The organism is Acinetobacter sp. Res13-Abat-PEC15-P4-01 (assembly GCF_015676285.1).
GTDB lineage: Bacteria > Pseudomonadota > Gammaproteobacteria > Pseudomonadales > Moraxellaceae > Acinetobacter > Acinetobacter nematophilus.
Window position 1 is genome coordinate 193,940 of sequence record NZ_JADAIN010000006.1, and the last position, 17,049, is coordinate 210,988.

Annotated in this window: 18 protein-coding genes; 6 read left to right on the forward strand and 12 right to left on the reverse strand. The window is 39.0% G+C overall.

Annotated features, from left to right (window positions below):
• Window positions 1–20 precede the first annotated feature (20 nt).
• The 10 genes from rimM to ispH all read right to left on the reverse strand — a co-directional run bounded on the left by rimM (window position 21) and on the right by ispH (window position 9,693).
• Window positions 21–569 carry a ribosome maturation factor RimM gene (rimM, locus tag IMO47_RS01660; RefSeq protein ID WP_196075735.1) on the reverse strand — a complete coding sequence of 183 codons (549 nt, stop codon included), beginning with the start codon at window positions 567–569 and terminating at the stop codon, window positions 21–23.
• 22 nt (window positions 570–591) lie between these two features.
• Window positions 592–849 carry a 30S ribosomal protein S16 gene (rpsP, locus tag IMO47_RS01665; protein ID WP_004826436.1) on the reverse strand — a complete coding sequence of 86 codons (258 nt, stop codon included), beginning with the start codon at window positions 847–849 and terminating at the stop codon, window positions 592–594.
• A 145-nt stretch (window positions 850–994) separates the two neighbouring features.
• Window positions 995–1,423 (reverse strand): type IV pilin protein, encoded by a 429-nt coding sequence (locus IMO47_RS01670; RefSeq protein WP_196075736.1) that lies wholly within the window; start codon window positions 1,421–1,423, stop codon window positions 995–997.
• 5 nt (window positions 1,424–1,428) lie between these two features.
• Complete coding sequence (locus tag IMO47_RS19840) at window positions 1,429–1,962, reverse strand: prepilin-type N-terminal cleavage/methylation domain-containing protein (protein ID WP_277922755.1); 534 nt, start codon at window positions 1,960–1,962, stop codon at window positions 1,429–1,431.
• Complete coding sequence (locus IMO47_RS01680) at window positions 1,940–5,872, reverse strand: PilC/PilY family type IV pilus protein (RefSeq protein ID WP_196075738.1); 3,933 nt, start codon at window positions 5,870–5,872, stop codon at window positions 1,940–1,942. The genes IMO47_RS19840 and IMO47_RS01680 overlap by 23 nt, the downstream gene beginning before the upstream one ends.
• Window positions 5,873–5,889: 17 nt before the next feature.
• Window positions 5,890–6,669 carry a pilus assembly PilX N-terminal domain-containing protein gene (locus IMO47_RS01685; RefSeq protein ID WP_196075739.1) on the reverse strand — a complete coding sequence of 260 codons (780 nt, stop codon included), beginning with the start codon at window positions 6,667–6,669 and terminating at the stop codon, window positions 5,890–5,892.
• Window positions 6,653–7,573 carry a prepilin-type N-terminal cleavage/methylation domain-containing protein gene (locus IMO47_RS01690; protein ID WP_196075740.1) on the reverse strand — a complete coding sequence of 307 codons (921 nt, stop codon included), beginning with the start codon at window positions 7,571–7,573 and terminating at the stop codon, window positions 6,653–6,655. The genes IMO47_RS01685 and IMO47_RS01690 overlap by 17 nt, the downstream gene beginning before the upstream one ends.
• On the reverse strand, window positions 7,574–8,095 hold the full coding sequence (pilV, locus tag IMO47_RS01695; RefSeq protein WP_196075741.1) for a type IV pilus modification protein PilV: 522 nt from the start codon (window positions 8,093–8,095) through the stop codon (window positions 7,574–7,576).
• Window positions 8,092–8,601 (reverse strand): prepilin-type N-terminal cleavage/methylation domain-containing protein, encoded by a 510-nt coding sequence (locus tag IMO47_RS01700; RefSeq protein WP_196075742.1) that lies wholly within the window; start codon window positions 8,599–8,601, stop codon window positions 8,092–8,094. The genes pilV and IMO47_RS01700 overlap by 4 nt, the downstream gene beginning before the upstream one ends.
• Window positions 8,602–8,742: 141 nt before the next feature.
• Complete coding sequence (gene ispH / locus IMO47_RS01705) at window positions 8,743–9,693, reverse strand: 4-hydroxy-3-methylbut-2-enyl diphosphate reductase (RefSeq protein ID WP_196075743.1); 951 nt, start codon at window positions 9,691–9,693, stop codon at window positions 8,743–8,745.
• Between the two features lie 134 nt (window positions 9,694–9,827).
• Here ispH and gmk point away from each other — a divergent pair, with 134 nt between their 5' ends.
• The 6 genes from gmk to bfr all read left to right on the forward strand — a co-directional run bounded on the left by gmk (window position 9,828) and on the right by bfr (window position 14,812).
• Complete coding sequence (gene gmk / locus IMO47_RS01710) at window positions 9,828–10,448, forward strand: guanylate kinase (protein ID WP_196075744.1); 621 nt, start codon at window positions 9,828–9,830, stop codon at window positions 10,446–10,448.
• A gap of 113 nt (window positions 10,449–10,561) precedes the next feature.
• Window positions 10,562–10,843 (forward strand): DNA-directed RNA polymerase subunit omega, encoded by a 282-nt coding sequence (gene rpoZ, locus IMO47_RS01715; RefSeq protein WP_196075745.1) that lies wholly within the window; start codon window positions 10,562–10,564, stop codon window positions 10,841–10,843.
• 210 nt (window positions 10,844–11,053) lie between these two features.
• Window positions 11,054–13,165 (forward strand): HD domain-containing protein, encoded by a 2,112-nt coding sequence (locus IMO47_RS01720; protein ID WP_196075746.1) that lies wholly within the window; start codon window positions 11,054–11,056, stop codon window positions 13,163–13,165.
• A 92-nt stretch (window positions 13,166–13,257) separates the two neighbouring features.
• A complete protein-coding gene (locus IMO47_RS01725) occupies window positions 13,258–13,641 on the forward strand; it encodes a RidA family protein (RefSeq protein ID WP_100886076.1) in 384 nt (127 codons plus the stop codon).
• 197 nt (window positions 13,642–13,838) lie between these two features.
• On the forward strand, window positions 13,839–14,033 hold the full coding sequence (locus tag IMO47_RS01730; RefSeq protein ID WP_130072231.1) for a bacterioferritin-associated ferredoxin: 195 nt from the start codon (window positions 13,839–13,841) through the stop codon (window positions 14,031–14,033).
• Between the two features lie 314 nt (window positions 14,034–14,347).
• Complete coding sequence (gene bfr / locus IMO47_RS01735) at window positions 14,348–14,812, forward strand: bacterioferritin (RefSeq protein WP_196075747.1); 465 nt, start codon at window positions 14,348–14,350, stop codon at window positions 14,810–14,812.
• A gap of 136 nt (window positions 14,813–14,948) precedes the next feature.
• On the opposite strand, the gene IMO47_RS01740 is transcribed toward bfr, so the two are convergent.
• Window positions 14,949–16,598: an O-antigen ligase family protein gene (locus tag IMO47_RS01740; RefSeq protein WP_196075748.1), complete on the reverse strand. Its 1,650-nt coding sequence runs from the start codon at window positions 16,596–16,598 to the stop codon at window positions 14,949–14,951.
• Window positions 16,599–16,651: 53 nt separating this feature from the next.
• A complete protein-coding gene (locus tag IMO47_RS01745; RefSeq protein WP_347339918.1) occupies window positions 16,652–17,041 on the reverse strand; it encodes a prepilin-type N-terminal cleavage/methylation domain-containing protein in 390 nt (129 codons plus the stop codon).
• Window positions 17,042–17,049 lie beyond the last annotated feature (8 nt).

Below are 17,049 nucleotides of genomic sequence, written 5' to 3' on the forward strand. Positions count from 1 at the left end.
TGCTGTGCCAATCCTAGGGATTAATAATCTACGCCCCAATTCACGTAGATACGACCAGCTTCGAGATCAACGCGTTGTACCACATCTTTATGCCATGGAATCATTCGCTCTTCACCATCGATGCTCTCTGTTGTTGCACGAACAACCATGACATCATTGGCGCCTGTTTCAAACAGTTCATGGATTTGACCGAGATTTACTTCTTGCTCTTCATCATTCAGACCTAACACCGTTAGACCTTTTAAATCAGACCAATAGTACTCATCCACACCCGGTTGAGGCAGTTGCGACTTTGAAATCCAGATATTAGCGCCAACCAAATTGTCTGCTGCGGTACGATCAATCACACCTTTTAGCGCAACAACAAGGCCTTTGCCATGTGGTTTCCAACGTTTTACATCGACAATTTGCCAACCTGCTTTGGTTTCTATATACCAAGGCAGGTAGTCAAAAATGTTGCTCATAGGTTCAGTATTGGAATAGACCCAGAGCCACCCATTTAATCCATATGCTGAACGTAGCTGTCCAATCTGAATACGATCTTCGGGCACATTCTGTGTTGGTGTCATGGGCTACCTACTGCCGAATAAATTATGCAGCAGCTGCAGCTTTCTTCGCTTGAGCAGCTAAAGAAGCAACACGTTCAGAAGGTTGAGCACCTTGTGAAACCCAGTGAGCAAAACGGTCAGCATCTAAACGAAGTTTTTCTGCTTTACCTTGAGCTGTAGGGTTAAAGAAACCGATACGTTCGATGAAACGACCGTCACGTGCATTACGGCTATCAGTCACAATGATTTGATAGAACGGACGTTTTTTAGCACCACCGCGTGCTAGACGAATTACAACCATGATAGAACCTTATAGTTTTTACGGATTATCCTTGCACCGACCATCGGTACATTTCAAACCCCTTTCATAGAGGGCAGTATTTTACGTTATCTTGAGTGTGAAAGAAAGATCAATTTTTATTTATCCACAATTTTGAATTTAGATTCTATCTACCGTCCCAGTTTGTCGTCGCAGCAGGGGTGCATGTGCTGCCTTTGGTCCAACATTTTTGACCTTGACTGTCTAACCCAACCTCGCCATTTCCATCTTGTTGTGAACCAGATATGGGAGCTGCCTTTAAAGACCAGGTTAAATTGTCTTTAGAAACATCTAATTTTACTTTATATTTTGCAGTTCCAGTACTTGGATAATTCTCTTCTATATTTCCATTTTCAAGCGTTGCGTCAGCATAAGTTCCTTTCGCGACTTTATAATTCGACAGATTCCGAGCAATTTGCAACATTTCACTTTGCATATCCACTCTATTGGTCTTAACTACATATTCCTGATAAGCTGGATAAGCAATTGCAGCTAAAATTCCTAAAATTGCTACTACGATCAATAGCTCAATTAATGTAAAACCTTCTGATTTCATACTTTTCACCATGATGTAACATCACTGCCTGTACACGCTGTAAAACTTACACTATCTTTCGTCTTACAACGAACACCCTCACTCGTCATAAGTAAATTATAATTTTTAACATCCGAACTTTCAGCCTTTATTGCCCAACCGAATCCTGATGCACTGGAGCTTTTAAGTGACAAGCTTGGATCAGATAAATCTTTAAGTGTAATTTTATATTTGACTGTATCTCCAGATGAACCTACAGGGGTTGTAATCGCTTCCGAAGAATTTGTGTTATATAAATTTTTTAAATCAAAGTTTTGATAGGTGAGGTTCTTAGATTTAAACACTTCCAACTGATTTGCAATTTTCTGCATTTCCTGTTGTGCTTGTGCTGCTGCTGCTCTTCTAACATGGTCCTGATAGTTTGGATAAATAATCGCTGCTAAAATGGTAATAATCACAATGACGATCATTAGCTCTATTAATGTAAAGCCATGATTGCCCCTGTGACAAGCGGGGCTTGTCACAGATCCATAACGCTTAGTTATACTTAGCTTCAACATATTTTTCATACCATCGAATAGGGTTTAGGATCTTATTGCACTCCCAACGACCTTTTCCTTGTTGTAAACCAAGTAAGGTCAAGGCGCCACATGTATTGCCTGAACTATTTCCACCATTATTGGTATCATCAGGGCCAAAAGTGATACCTTGTATACCAGGACCTAAAACATTTTGATTCTTTCCATCCGAGATCTGGAAACCTGTACTTTTCTCAAGATTCCAGTCCACAACACCTTTTGCATCCAGACAAGCCCCATAAGGTAAACAAAACTGTTGGGAATTACTTTCACCAATAATTCGTGGTTGGCAAGGATTCTGTCTATCTACAATACCTGTACCTTCAGGATCATAAACTGGAATAATCAATCTACCCGTCATTGCAACAGGTTCTTCCTCAAACGCTTTCACACCTCCTGCTGTACGTCCTGCGACTGGATTCCCATTCTGATCACTTGATAATGAACGATACCATCCCTGCATACCTGTTTTAGAATAAGGAAAGAAAGTTGAAGCAATAACACCTGATATATTTTGTGGATTTTCCTTTAAATATTTTAAAGTAATATCAATTGATTTTAAGGTGATATCTTTATAGACACCTGTGAGTGGATCCTTTGTACCCGTAATTAATCCACTATCCGCAATATCACGATCAATCAATCCATAAACTTTATTGGTTGGACGACCCGTTAACTCATTTAAAGGCAACATGAGTTCACGGCCTTTACTCGGTGAAACATCCAATGGTGTACTGCGGTCACCTGAAGCAATACCCACCATAACAAAAGTTGAGGTTCCTTCATCGTGAACTGTTAATGTCGGTGGTTGATAAAAACGAGGTTGATCTCCATTTGTAATGGCTGTTCCATCTGCTTTTGTTGCAAGATTTGCCAAACGGACCACTCGCTTCCCAAAAGATGCTGGAGGCGTATTTTTCGCATTATTTAAATCAACTCGAAATACTTGCCCACCTAAATCTCCAAAGAACAGATGATCAACCAAGCCATCACCATCGCGATCTAATGTACTGATTCTACTCACCACACTATGAGTCATATTGGTATTGTTGGTATTGGCATTTGCATTACTCGCCCACCAAATTCTCTCACCTGTTTTGGCATTAATTATATAAATTGCATTGCCATCAGCTTGAGTTTTATTGTCGCATGAGGTAGATGGATAATCTGTATTAGCGTTGGATGCATTCAATCTGAATCTTGGATTCTCATAACACATGTCATAACCACCTCCCACAATCATCACTCGGGTAATTTGGTTATTGTAACGAATATTGGCTAACACAGGTTTAGACCAAGTTTGCCCCATCCGTGTGTAATCACCAGTTCCACCCAAAATGCGGAAAAGCAATTTAGGTGAAGTTGGGTTGAGAACATCTAAGCCATAATAGCTTTTTCCACCCATTCGCATACCACCATACACATTCATCTTATTTGCAACGACCGATGTTTCTGTATCGCTTCCGCCAGTCACCTTATAATCTGAATCAGCAACCCAAGCTCCATTGATTCCTTGAGTCACACCATTTGCATCTGACTCACCTTTTCTTAATGCTTTTGATAAGGTGCTATCCTGTAAAATTTCAGCAGGTACAAATACCATCTGCTCAGCACCAGTCAAAGAGTTTACGATACGTAAGGCACCCTCCATGCTTCCGTAAAGTACAGACTGATCACGTGTAGACTTTAAATTACCATCTGCATCCAATGTTCCCTTATAAGTCATTTGTACTGGAAAAGAATGAATACTTGCTCCCATCGATGTAAAAGCATCTTTAGGGGTATCCAAGCTACTCGGAAGCTGTGTAGAACTTAGACTTAAGTTATAACCCAAGTAGTTTAATAGCTTTAGTTGAATATCTAATGCTAAATTTTTCAATCGGCTGTCTGTCTTAAACTTATCGAGTAAACTCGTCGGGGTTGTTGCAGATTGAGTCACTAAAAATAAATCAGAATTTTTATCGGTGGAAGTAATTGCTCCCCCTGATGCCACACTTTTAATATCCGAATAAAGCGGTCTATAACCGTTAGGGCTTGCGAGTGTTGGTAATTTAATTTGGGAATAAACCCCACCCGCTGTAATACCATCACCATCTGTGAGCGACGTATTGTTCCAAATATCTTGCGAGCTCGGGTTAAGTAAGCCATTGGTTTGAAAAACAAAGTTGTTTCCAGACTTTAAAGCCCCACCTTGAATATTGTATTTTTTCAAGTTCCCCGTCCAGGTAATATTCTGAGTCCCTGGTTTAGGCTCTAGTGCTCTTAAATAACCATAAGGTTGGAATGATTGCGGACTTAATGCATCAACCGGAACAGAAATTGCTCCTGTTGATAATGGACTAATGGGGTTCTTTCCTAAGTTATCAATAAACTGAATTACACTATTGGTAATTTCACTGGACTCTTTTGCAATAAAGAATCCTCCATTACCATAACCTGGATAAGGTGTTTTATAACTTGGTGCTGTTGGAGAACATTGATCATCAGAAGTTCGGTCATTTTGTGTTCGGGAGCTCAATCTACAGGCATTCTCCACATACCCATTTCCCAAATTGTTCATGGTCGCGCCAAATCCAACAAAAGCTGTTTGAATAGATACGCCTGTTGGGTTCTGAGTTTTATCAAATAATTTTTTTGCAAATTCTCCCATACAACTCCAAGCAGCATCGGTACCACCACCTGAAAGACCACCAGAACAACTAAAATTCCCACCAAATGTATCTAGGGCGGCAGACATTAAAGTACTTGATCTTGACTCATCTGTAGCATTAGCAGCACCGTCTGAAAGAATATAAACCCCTTGTCCATCACAGCTTTGCCTGTCAGCAACAGCGGGGAGTGGCGTCTCGTATTTTGTATTATCGGAGACTTTTGTATCATTAGCAGATTTTGTAAATCCGCTATCTGTATTCGAAATTATATAATTTCCTGTTTTTCTGTAACATGTTCCATTATATCCACTTAAGCTACAAGACTGGCTACTCATACCACTTACAGCTGAGCTAGACAACTGGCCACTTATCCAACCACTCCAACTAGTACATGATGTTCCATCAGCGCTCCAATCTAGACACTGTCTATAGTTATTATAACTATAGTAAAAATATACTGGCGCATTACTTAAATTCACTGATTGTAAAGTACTGGTTCCCATTAAATAAGCAGCTGCTTCTGCATATGCATGTGCTGTGGGGGTACCATTGTAAGCGGTTAAATCTTTAAGTGCATTCTTCAGCGCTGTTCTTTGAGTCGAATTTACCGCTCCGAGCTCTTTAGTTGGAACTAAAATTTGACCACTTTTACCATCACCATTGGCAGAATAGTTGCCTAAGCCAACACGAACCTGTCTTAACGAAGCATCTTCACTATTTAAAAATGCAAACATTCCATCTTTTAAACGCGTTAACCGATCTAAACATTGATATCCTGTAATTGTCCCATTTGAATTTTTAATTGGGTCACAACCAGAAACTTCATCTTTAACTGCTGCTGTTGCCGAACCAGCAGACACATAACAAAAATTACGTTCATAACTGGGCACAGTTCCTGAACTGATCCGATACGCTTTATTATTAGTAAGACCGGACAGACTTGTCGTTAAGGTGGCTAAAGCTGTTTGTGTATAACTGATTCCACAGTTTAAGCCATAGTCATCCCGGTAACTAAATCCACTACCACTTGCCGGCCCCATACTGCCCGATGTATCCAGCATCATCACCAACGTCTTTTTGCCTGCAGTCGGCGCAGCATAAATCTGTAAGTCATTGGCCTGAGTGACTGAAGAAGCGATCAGAAATGTTACAACGAAGGTTGTAAATCCAACCCCACCTGAATTTAATTTCTTGGGTTTACCTGCATAACTCAATGAGGCGGTAAGCTTTTTAGATTTCATTTTACATTCCCCTGAATTTATACTGGTGCTTTAACCATTTTTATAAATGTTTGCAAATTAAACTCTTGAACTTGACTATTCACTGGCACACCTAGATTCACAAGACATTGAGCCGTTGTTTGTTTAGCGCTCGATTCGGCATCTGAATTATCATTGATGTTGTCTTTCAAACATGCCTGAGCTGCTGTCAAATCCTTAGCATAAACTGGCATGACAGCGACCGTGGTCATTCGAATACGTTTTTGTTCAGTAACGCCTTGTGGAATCGTTTGACCGCCACTGACATTGATATTTCTTGCAAGTAACGCAAGTGGAGGTAGATCCGCTGTATCTGTTGGAATTTTAATAGAGACTTGCGTAACCACGCCTCTTCTCGCGCTTCCAAAATCTGTGGTTAAGTTACAAAAACTATCTGTACTTCCTTCAACCAGCTCCACTCCTGATGTGGTATTTCTAAGTACAGCCATAGAAGTCACTGAACCAAATCGGGTACTTGCTTTTGGTCTATAACAGAATACATATTCCTTACCTGGTTCAGTATCCGCATCCTTTAAAGCTTTACCAATAACACTTGAAAGATTAACCTGCTTATTTAAGTCTTCTAAAAAAACTTGATTGATCGGTGTATCAGCTGTTTGACTTGAAAGCTGACCAATCTGTGCATTTGTTGCGATATTCAATGTCGTCATGGAAGTTCGAATTGCCATTACACCAATAATCGTCAAGAACAACAGCATCATCATAACAATGATGATCGTTGATCCCTTCTGTTTGCTTAGGTTAGTTCGATGTTTCATAGATCTTTTCTCCCAAGCCATTTCTTAATGCAATGTTTGTTGTATATAAGCGGCGCAAGTATTTAGTACTTTTATCCGTCAGAGTCACCACACCATCAGGAAAATTAAAACTCTCTTTAGAAGGGTCAATATTTTTATTGGTAATTGGATCTTTAGAACGAACTAAAACCATCATTCTAATAGATACAACTCTCGGGATATTCGGAGAAGATGCACTATTCACCGCTGTTTTAAATTGTTCAATGGTGTAATAACTAAAATTATTTCCGACTTTAGCACCAATATAAAAGCGTACTAAATCTACCCTTGGCATAATCACTTCACCATTATTTGAATCATTTAATCCAGCAATTGAAGGAATCATGCTTCCAGGCGTATTTGCATCACAAGCTAATGCCAAATTATTATTATCCGTTCTTAAAAAATAACGTTGAATTACATATTCATTTGCCTGTACCTGCTTCCCTTCACAATTCATCATTTTATTAGGGGCTTGAAACATAATCGTTAATTGATCGCTACTCGCACTCGTCTCTGAACTACCACCAGACTTTGTCAATAATCCTGCACTTACATCTTTTAACTGTAGATTTGCTTTACCAGAAGCTGGATCATTACTGGTAAAAATAATTCCCCCATTTGGTGTTGTTGTATCCAGCACGGGGTTATTTACATTTCCAAAATTAGCTAAACGAATATCTCTAGCAACATAATCCACGCCAAATACACCACTATCTTGCAACTCTGCACTTGCTTCTTGCATTTTTGTTGTAATTAACCCGCCTGTGAATAATTGCAAAGCTGCGGCACTAATAATAAGACCAATAGCAAGAGCTACGATCAACTCAATTAATGTGAAACCTTTCTGAGAATTCATCATTTGGTTCTTTTTCAAGAAGCTCATTTAATATGCCTCCATCATTAGGCATTTGGCAGTAAACTCGTATGTTCCAGTACTACTCATACAAGCACTATAATCACTCGCTTTTAGCTTTGATGCGGTTTCATCCCAGGCAGCAAACAAACATTTCCTTTTAATTGTACTACCGACACCTGGACAATCCGTCATCGTAATACTGATACCAATTTTAGATGCAGCATCGGCTGCCAAATATGCATCATAATTCGCCATTTCTACTGGTGTACATGTTGTATTAAAACATTTCTTTTTTGCTGTCTTTTGTCCAACACCGATATAACTTTGCACAGCGACAGGGTAGCTAGATTGACCAGTCGGATTAGCTCGAATACTTTCTGTTAGTCCTCTCAAAATAAGTGTTGCTTGAGATCTTGTTAGTGCCTCACCCGTCGCATCAACAGCTTTTAACTGTAAAGCAGTAAATCCCAAAACCCCAATCGCCAAGAGCACTAAAGCGACTAAAACTTCCACCAAACCTACACCCAATTGATTTTTCTTATTTTTCATGAGCATGCCCCCATTTTCTCAGAGGATGTAATACCAATAACCGATACCGTTATTTCCGTTAACTCTTTATTACCACAAATTGTTATTTTTCTGGCTTTCAGGTTTGTACTCGGCACATTATCAAGCGATGAACCAATCGCACTAAAAACAACATTCACGTCTCCCCCCATACTTACAGCCTTATCAACATTGGCTAAAATGACACGTTTTGCATCAATATAATTTGAGACATTCGCACTACTCACACCTGCTTTGGTTAAACAAAGTGTTTTTGTTATCTCTTGGTTTAAGCTGTCTTTGTTTGGACAAACAATCACAGACATTTTTATAGACGATGCCCTACTCTTACCTTCTTTTAGCGCAGCCATGAGCTCTTCATTACTTTTACTTGCTTGATAAGTTGCTAATAGCTTCGAAAATGAAGGAACTGCAATCGTCGCAATAATCGCTAAAACAGCAATCGTCACCATCAATTCAATTAAGGTGAATCCCCGATTAATTTGCATTCCAACCCCATCACTTCAAAACTTTACTCTATTTAAAATCATAACTTAAACGCTTACAAAACCAATACAAGTTGGATAAAAGGCATAAAAAAGCAGATAACTGAAATATTCAGCTATCTGCCTAAAAATTAACACTTATCTTTACGCTTGAGTTACATGAATCCGTAGCTCTTTTGGTAGGCTGAATGTGATGTTTTCCTCACGACCATTGAGTTCTTGTGGTGCTGTTGCCCCCCAGTCCTGTAAACGCTGAATCACCTGCTTAATCAAAATCTCAGGTGCAGAAGCTCCAGCAGTAACCCCGATTTTATGATCAGGACTAAACCATGCTTGTTGCAGCTCATCTGCATTATCCACCAAATAGGCATGTTTCCCCATTCTCTCTGCCAACTCACGTAGACGATTGGAGTTGGATGAGTTTGGAGAGCCTACGACCAATACCACATCACATTGTGTTGCCAGATCCCTGACAGCATCTTGACGGTTTTGAGTGGCATAACAGATGTCATCTTTACGAGGACCTTGGATTTGCGGAAATTTATGACGTAAAGCATCAATGACTTTAGCAGTATCATCAATGGATAACGTAGTTTGAGTCACAAATGCCACTTTTTCAGGATGTTTAACTGTCAGTAATGCAACATCTTCTTCATCTTCAACCAGATAGATTTCACCCCCATTTTTTTTGTCATACTGTCCCATTGTTCCTTCAACCTCAGGATGACCTTCATGACCGATGAGAATTGCTTCAGTCCCTTCACGGGCATATTTGGTGACTTCGATATGTACTTTGGTCACCAAGGGACAAGTGGCATCAAACACTTTTAATCCACGGCGTTCAGCTTCCTGTTGTACGGCTTTGGATACCCCATGTGCACTAAAAATAACAATATTATCATCCGGAACTTCATCTAACTCATCAACAAAAATCGCACCACGTTGACGAAGGTCATCCACCACAAATTTGTTATGGACCACTTCATGCCGGACATAGATCGGTGGGCTAAAACATTCAAGTGCACGATTGACAATGGCAATTGCACGATCTACACCTGCACAGAATCCACGTGGATTCGCCAATACAATTTCCATAAAATCCTCAATGTTCACTTCAATGGTTGAATATATTTTAGCGATTAAACACAAACAATGTGTAAAAACTGTTTTGTTTGTCTGCGCTCTACTCTAAAATAGAGAAGATATTTTATCATATCAGGAAAAATATCATGTCGGGTCTATTGTTTGTCGTTTCTGCGGCTTCAGGAACAGGCAAAACATCTCTCGTGAAGGCACTACTTGAACGTGTAAGCAACTTACATGTTTCTGTTTCTCATACGACTCGTGGTCAACGACCTGGCGAACTCGACGGTGTTCATTATCATTTCACTTCTAAAGAAAACTTTCTTGAACAGGTGAATCAAGGCGGTTTTATCGAATATGCCGAAGTTTTTGGCAATTACTATGGTACTGCACAAGCAACGGTAAAAGAACAGTTGGCAAAAGGTCATGATGTTCTTTTAGAAATTGACTGGCAAGGCGCTGAACAAGTTCGTAAACTTTTTCCTGAATCTAAACAAATCTTTATCCTTCCTCCAACACAGTTTGATCTTCGTCAGCGTCTTTCCAATCGAGGAACTGACTCTGTTGAAGTGATTGAGCATCGTCTCAGCTGTGCTGTTGAAGACATGCAGCAGTATGTGAATTTTGAATACATCATTATCAATGATGATTTCAATAAAGCACTGCATGATCTCGAGTCTGTGATCAATGCCAATCGTTTAAAAATTGAACAACAAGCAAACCGTCATCAAGCCTTAATCAGCAAACTCATTACACCGCAAAGTTAATTTTTTTGAGCTGAAGTTTATTCAATAAGCATCGATTAAAACTTGAGTCTGTGATGAAAGCATTTTATACTGCACAGTCTATTTAAAAATTTTGTATTCAAACGAGAATTCTTATGGCACGCGTAACCGTTGAAGATTGTTTAGACCATGTAGACAACCGCTTTGAGCTTGTACTAGTGGCAAGCAAACGCGCGCGTCAATTGGCACGTCAAGGTATTGAACCTACTGTTGAGTGGGACAATGACAAACCCACTGTTGTTGCATTACGTGAAATTGCAGTCGGTCATGTGACTAAAGATATTTTGAAACAGCGTGATCAAGATTATCAAACATCGAGTCTTGACCTTGCTCTATCTGCAAACAACCTAAATCTTGAAGGCTTTTCTTTCCAATAAGTTCAGCTTTTTATCAAAGCCTAGTTTTTCAACTAGGCTTTTTTATTGCAGCCATTTTTCAAAAAAATTGCCAACTGATCGACAAATTTAGAAATATTTGTTAAAAAAAATAAATATTTTTTCGGTCTAGAAATTGACAAGTCGCTCAATATGCTTTTCATTAAGCATTAGGAAAAGATTTCAAATTTGTAATTTAAGATAGGTGTTTATATGCCAGGCCAAGAGGTCAGCCAAGCCAAGCAACAGCTTAACGTAATTATCGACGCTTATTTAAAACCAAGCGATGTCGAGCGGGTTCTTACGGCTTGTGATTATGCTGACATTGCGCATGATGGTATTACACGTAAAAGTGGTGAACCCTATATCCTACATCCAATCGCAGTAAGCTGTATTTTGGCGCATATGCGTATGGATGCCGAAACATTGATGGCAGCTTTGCTGCATGATGTGATTGAAGATACTGATTTTACCAAAGAAGACATTACTGAAAAATTTGGCAAGACCGTTGCAGAGTTGGTTGACGGTGTCACCAAACTCAGCCACTCCAGCGACAAAGAATATAATAAAGCAGCATCTTTCCGCAAAATTCTTCAAGCAACCTTACAAGATCCTCGCGTCATTATCATCAAGCTTGCAGATCGTTATCACAACATGACCACGCTAGGTGCATTACGCCCAGATAAACGTGCGCGTATTGCCCAAGAAACCTTTGATATTTTTGTACCTATGGCACGTCTTGTCGGTATGAATGAAATGGCTGATAACCTAGAGCATTTGTGCTATCAAAATCTTGATCTGGATATGTACAATGATGTGCAGGAGAATTTACTTAAAACCAAACCAGAACGATGTAAATACCAATCTGTTTGGGAACAAAATTTAGCTGAATTGCTCAATAACTATAATATTCAAGGGCGTATTAAAAAGAAAAACAATAATATCGAATTATTGCGCCACTTTGTTAAAAATGAAATTGATTTGCAGGAACTCACACATAGCCATGCTTTTGAAATTATTCTACAAAGCATTGCCGACTGTGACCGTCTGGTCGATGCCTTACGGGAAAACTTCCAGGTTTTAGACTATGAAGACCATATTCGCCGCCCCTTACCTGGCGGTAATCAATCGTTAATGATCAAGCTTAAAGGTGAGCGCACTACACTTTCGCTGACCATCCAGACAGAATTGATGCGTAAAGCAGCTCGATTTGGTGTGGTTTTGGGTGAGAATGCACCACAAGCTTGTCGTTCAGCAATTCAAGCCTCAATGAAGAATCTAGATCTTTTGGTTGGTAATGAATGTGCTAAAACCACATTTAGTGATTTGCTGGATTATCTACACCAAGAAAAAATTTGGGTTTATACCCCACATGGTCAGTTGCATGAGTTACCACAAGGTGCAACTGCTGTTGATTTTGCCTATTCAGCAAGTTTATTTTTGGGTAACCATGCTGTGGGTGCCAAAATCAATGGAGAAATTAAACCACTTTCAACCCCTCTGGTCAGTGGACAAGTGGTTGAGGTCATCACTGATGTATTGGCAACACCAAATCCGGATTGGTTAAGTTTTATCAACACCCAGAAAGCACGGCGTGCAATTCAAAATATTTTACGTGACCAAGATCTTGAAGAACAGCGTTTGGTTGGGCAACAAGCATTAAACCGTGCTTTAAAATTATTTAATCGCTCCATCAAAGATCTATCGGAAGCAGATTGGGCCGACCTGTTGGAATGGCGCCATATTCAAGATCAAGATACTTTATTTGAGCAAATCGCTGTAGGCGATTTACTGCCTCAGTTGGTTGCCAACCATTTATATGCGCAATCTCAAAATACTGAAGAACATGCCTCAAATCGTTTAATTCAGGGTACGGATGGTGTAGATGTTAAATATGCACATTGCTGCAATCCCGTATTAGGCGATCCAATACAAGGACATTTATCCCGTCGTGGTTTGATTGTTCACCGTGAGCGCTGCCACAATCTTTTGCACGAGCAACATTTGCATCCTGAAAATATCATGTTGCTGCATTGGACCTCTGAACAGGAAGATGATGTTAACTTCAATGCGTACTTAAGTATTGATTTGGTTTTAACTGATGAACAAATTTCCGAATTGATTTATCTCTGCCGTAAAGCAAAAACAGGCGTAGAATCAGTACACACTCATGAAGATAAAACCTATGTAAATATTGTGGTGAATAACCGAAAACAGATTGCGCAGATTATTCGTGAACTCCGTATGCAGTTTGGTTTCCCTCGGATCAGTCGATTGGCAATGCCAATTGCAATCAATGAAACACTGAAAGCAAAAGCATGCTAAATTAAGCAGTACGCTATTTATCGTTATTCGTCGATCAATGGTATAGCGCATATGTATCATGATGAAATGATTAAAAAATCAAGGAGAAATCAATGTCCCGCCAAGTGATTCATACTGAAAATGCCCCTGCTGCGATTGGTACTTATTCACAAGCAATCCTCGTAGACAATACTTTATATCTTTCAGGGCAGATTGGCTTAGACCCATACAGCATGGAATTGGTTGAAGGCATTGAAGCGCAAATCCGACGCGTTTTTGACAATTTAAAAGCAGTCTGTGAAGCAGCAGGTGGTTCTTTAGCTGATATCGCAAAACTCAATATTTTCCTGACAGATTTATCAAATTTTCAGTTGGTTAATCAAATTATGGGAGAATACTTTGCTCAACCCTACCCAGCACGTGCTGCGCTAGGCGTTGCAGCCCTGCCCAAAGGTGCATTGGTTGAGATGGATGGTGTGGTGATTATTCCTCAATAATTGCATTTAAAAGTATTTTTACTAAGCAATTGATTTAAAATGTATTAAAAATATACAAAAAATACTACCGATCAGGTGGTATTTTTTTATTCAAAAAGCCAATCATAATAAGTGATATTTTAAATAAATTTCATTGACAAATGATAACAATTATCAATAATATTAGATATCGCATTTAACCGCTGGGTTGAGTTTTCATGTACGTATGCTTATGTCGTGGTATTACAGATCAAGATATTAAAGACGCTATGGCAAATGGTGCGGAAAGCTATCGTGAAGTGCGTGAACTATTGGATTTGGGTACCTGCTGTGGTCGCTGTGCGCCTGAAGCAAAAAGCATCATCAATGAAGAGCTTGCACTGATTGCCGCACGTATTTCCGTTGCTGCTTAATGATTCCATGCCCCATCAAGAATTTCCCTATAACGATAATAAATAAGTTTTCTAATGATCCCCGGATCATTCTCCTCCCCCGCTTCGACTCAAAGCGGGTTCATTTTTTGGATAACCTGCCTCAATAAACCAACACTCTATTGTTTTTGATTGCGATTTTCATTTGCCGTTCTATAAATAACTCGTCAGCATCTAAAAAGTTGATTAATATAGACTGATATCAGATTGCCTTAATCACTATATTTCAATGACATCATTTTCAGTGAAAAACTTGGATATGATTTAAGGCAGAAATTTAGAGTGGAGCTTTGACCATGAAAGGCAATCGAGACGTTATCAACCAACTTAATCAAGTACTTTTTCATCACCTGACGGCAATCAACCAATATTTCTTACATTCACGTATGTTTAATGACTGGGGAATTGAACAACTTGGTTCTGCTGAATATAAAGAATCAATTCGTCAGATGAAGCATGCCGATAAAATTATTGAACGTATTCTTTTTTTAGAAGGTTTACCTAATCTTCAACATTTAGGCAAACTGTATATCGGTCAGCATACGCTTGAAGTTTTGAATTGTGATGTTCGCAAAGTAAAAGAAAATATTGAAGCATTAAAAACTGCAGTTGCATTGGCAGAAACACATTTAGACTATGTAACACGCGATCTGGTACAAGAAATTCTAGAAAAAGAAGAAGAGTATTGGGACTGGACAACTACTCAATTAGATCTTACTGAAAGTGTAGGCATCGAGAATTATATCCAAAGCCAAATGTAAGTTTGACTCTGTAAAAAAATCCCCTATTGGGGATTTTTTTACGTTGTCGTTGGGATAATTTTAAGCTTGGTTTTGAGCGTGAAATACCATTCAACTCAAGTTTTAAAATTAAGAATTCATTTTTATAAAAAGAATTCTACTGTGTTGAAATGGAAGCAGGCAATAATTCCTGATAGCTTTTATCTTGTCCATGCAAGGTCTTTAAAATCCACAACTGATGCTCAGCTTCAGATTTTTTACCGTTAAAGGCCAAGACTTGTGCATATTTATGAATATCGTATGCAGATGCTAAATTTGCCACCATACGCCCCATATACTGCAGTTGTTGATCTGTCATTTTTGTATAAGGGTTTAAACCAATCCACCATACACGCTCTTTAAACTGTGTCAGCAACCAAATATCTTGATTCATCACGGCTTGCTGTGAAGCAATTAAAGGCGTCTTTTTGGTCACAAAAACACTTTGCTGACGGTATAAAATATAGTCTCGATAAATCACACCAACCAGTATAAGACCGATCACAATAATAGTCACAGTGATCGATGATTTCAGCTTCACAGTCGGTAGCTGAGGATATTGCGCTTGAATCAGCCCCAACAAAAAACCCAGAGGCAGTAAAAAGTAAGCATAGTGAATCGGATATTCTAACAAAGCATGAATCAGAATGGCACAGACCATTAAACTGGCTGCAATTGAAACAGGTTCTTTTATCCCTTTATTCAACCAATACAACCAAAAAACAACATACAGAATGATCAATCCGCCGATTGGAATACCATTCCAGAGCAATAAATCCAAAACCACGTTATGTGCTGTTTTATACCATTCGTGCGATGGATATAAATCAAAAGCTGCAATTTGCGCCATTCCTGTTTGATTCCAGCCATAACCCAGCCAAGGCTTTTCTGAAATCGCAATCAAAGCTTGGTTCCACATATCCAATCGCAGATAACCCGAACTTGCCCGCTCTACCACTGAGGAAGCTTGTGCAATGTCTTGTGTTGATACCGCAGTAATCCATTGATTAATTAGTGGCAAACTAGTGATAAGAACAACAAATATCCCACTCCATAGCAACAGCTTGACAAATCCAAAACGTTTGGTTTGACCAAATTGCTTAACCGTCAAATAGATCAGTGTGAATAAGCATACTACCCATGCAGTACGTGACTGGGTTAATGCAATGGTCAATAGAAAGACACTTGCAGATGGTACAAGGAGATAATTGGGTAAGATTTTCTTTTCATAAAAGTACAAGCATGCAAATACGCCCATACAAATAAAGGTCGCTAAATTGTTGGGTTGGGCAAAGTTTGCATAAGGGCGATTACCATTGAGCAGATTGACCAAGGGTCTAAAATATTCATTGATATCCAACCATTGCATGATTGCAATAAAGCTTGAAAGTATTCCACCCGTAAACACCACCAGACAGAAAATTTTAAAGATCTGTTCTCTTTGCCCCTTTTCGCCAATTGCCAAGTTATAGCCAACAATCACCATCAACCAAAACATAGCAATGTAGGCTGTACAAAGTAAGGCATTACTTAAATATAGAATCTCACCAAAGCCCAACTGAATGAGAGGAATTGCAAGTACAGGCAATACAAGTAATTGGGGTTTAGGTATTTTTAAATCTTGATGGTAAAAAACACTTAACAATGCCAATGCTGATAGAAAAGTCAAAACTTCACTACCAAAAGTCGTCCATGGCATTTTATGGATCGGTAAAAGCCAAGCAAGTAAAAGCAGTAAGGCTGAAAGGATATAAGGAATGGCTTTCATATGAAAAGTAAACAGAAAAACTGGGCTATTATAGCGTTTCTAGCACTTTTTGTTTAAGGAATGATTGTACAGTTTGCGCCTTTGCTTAGGTCACAACGAATATCGACTGTAGATGAATTTTTACTTTTCGCTTCGATCACCAAGTTTGTTGTCGACTCATTCCATGAAGAAGCATCTGTAATACTAGAACAAGAATGATAGATGGGTTTCTGTGGATGTGTCTCTGGAGTTTGGTCGTACAGTAGATAATATGTATCATTTGCATATGACTTAGTTTCAGCTAAACAAGCTCTTACCTGAGAATTTTTAATATAACTTAGATAACTTGGAATACCAATGGAAGCAAGAACACCAATTATCGCAACAACAATCATTAGTTCTATCAATGTAAAACCATTATTATTTTTCATAAACTTATGCTTACTTTGAAAAAGTATAACCATTTTACCTA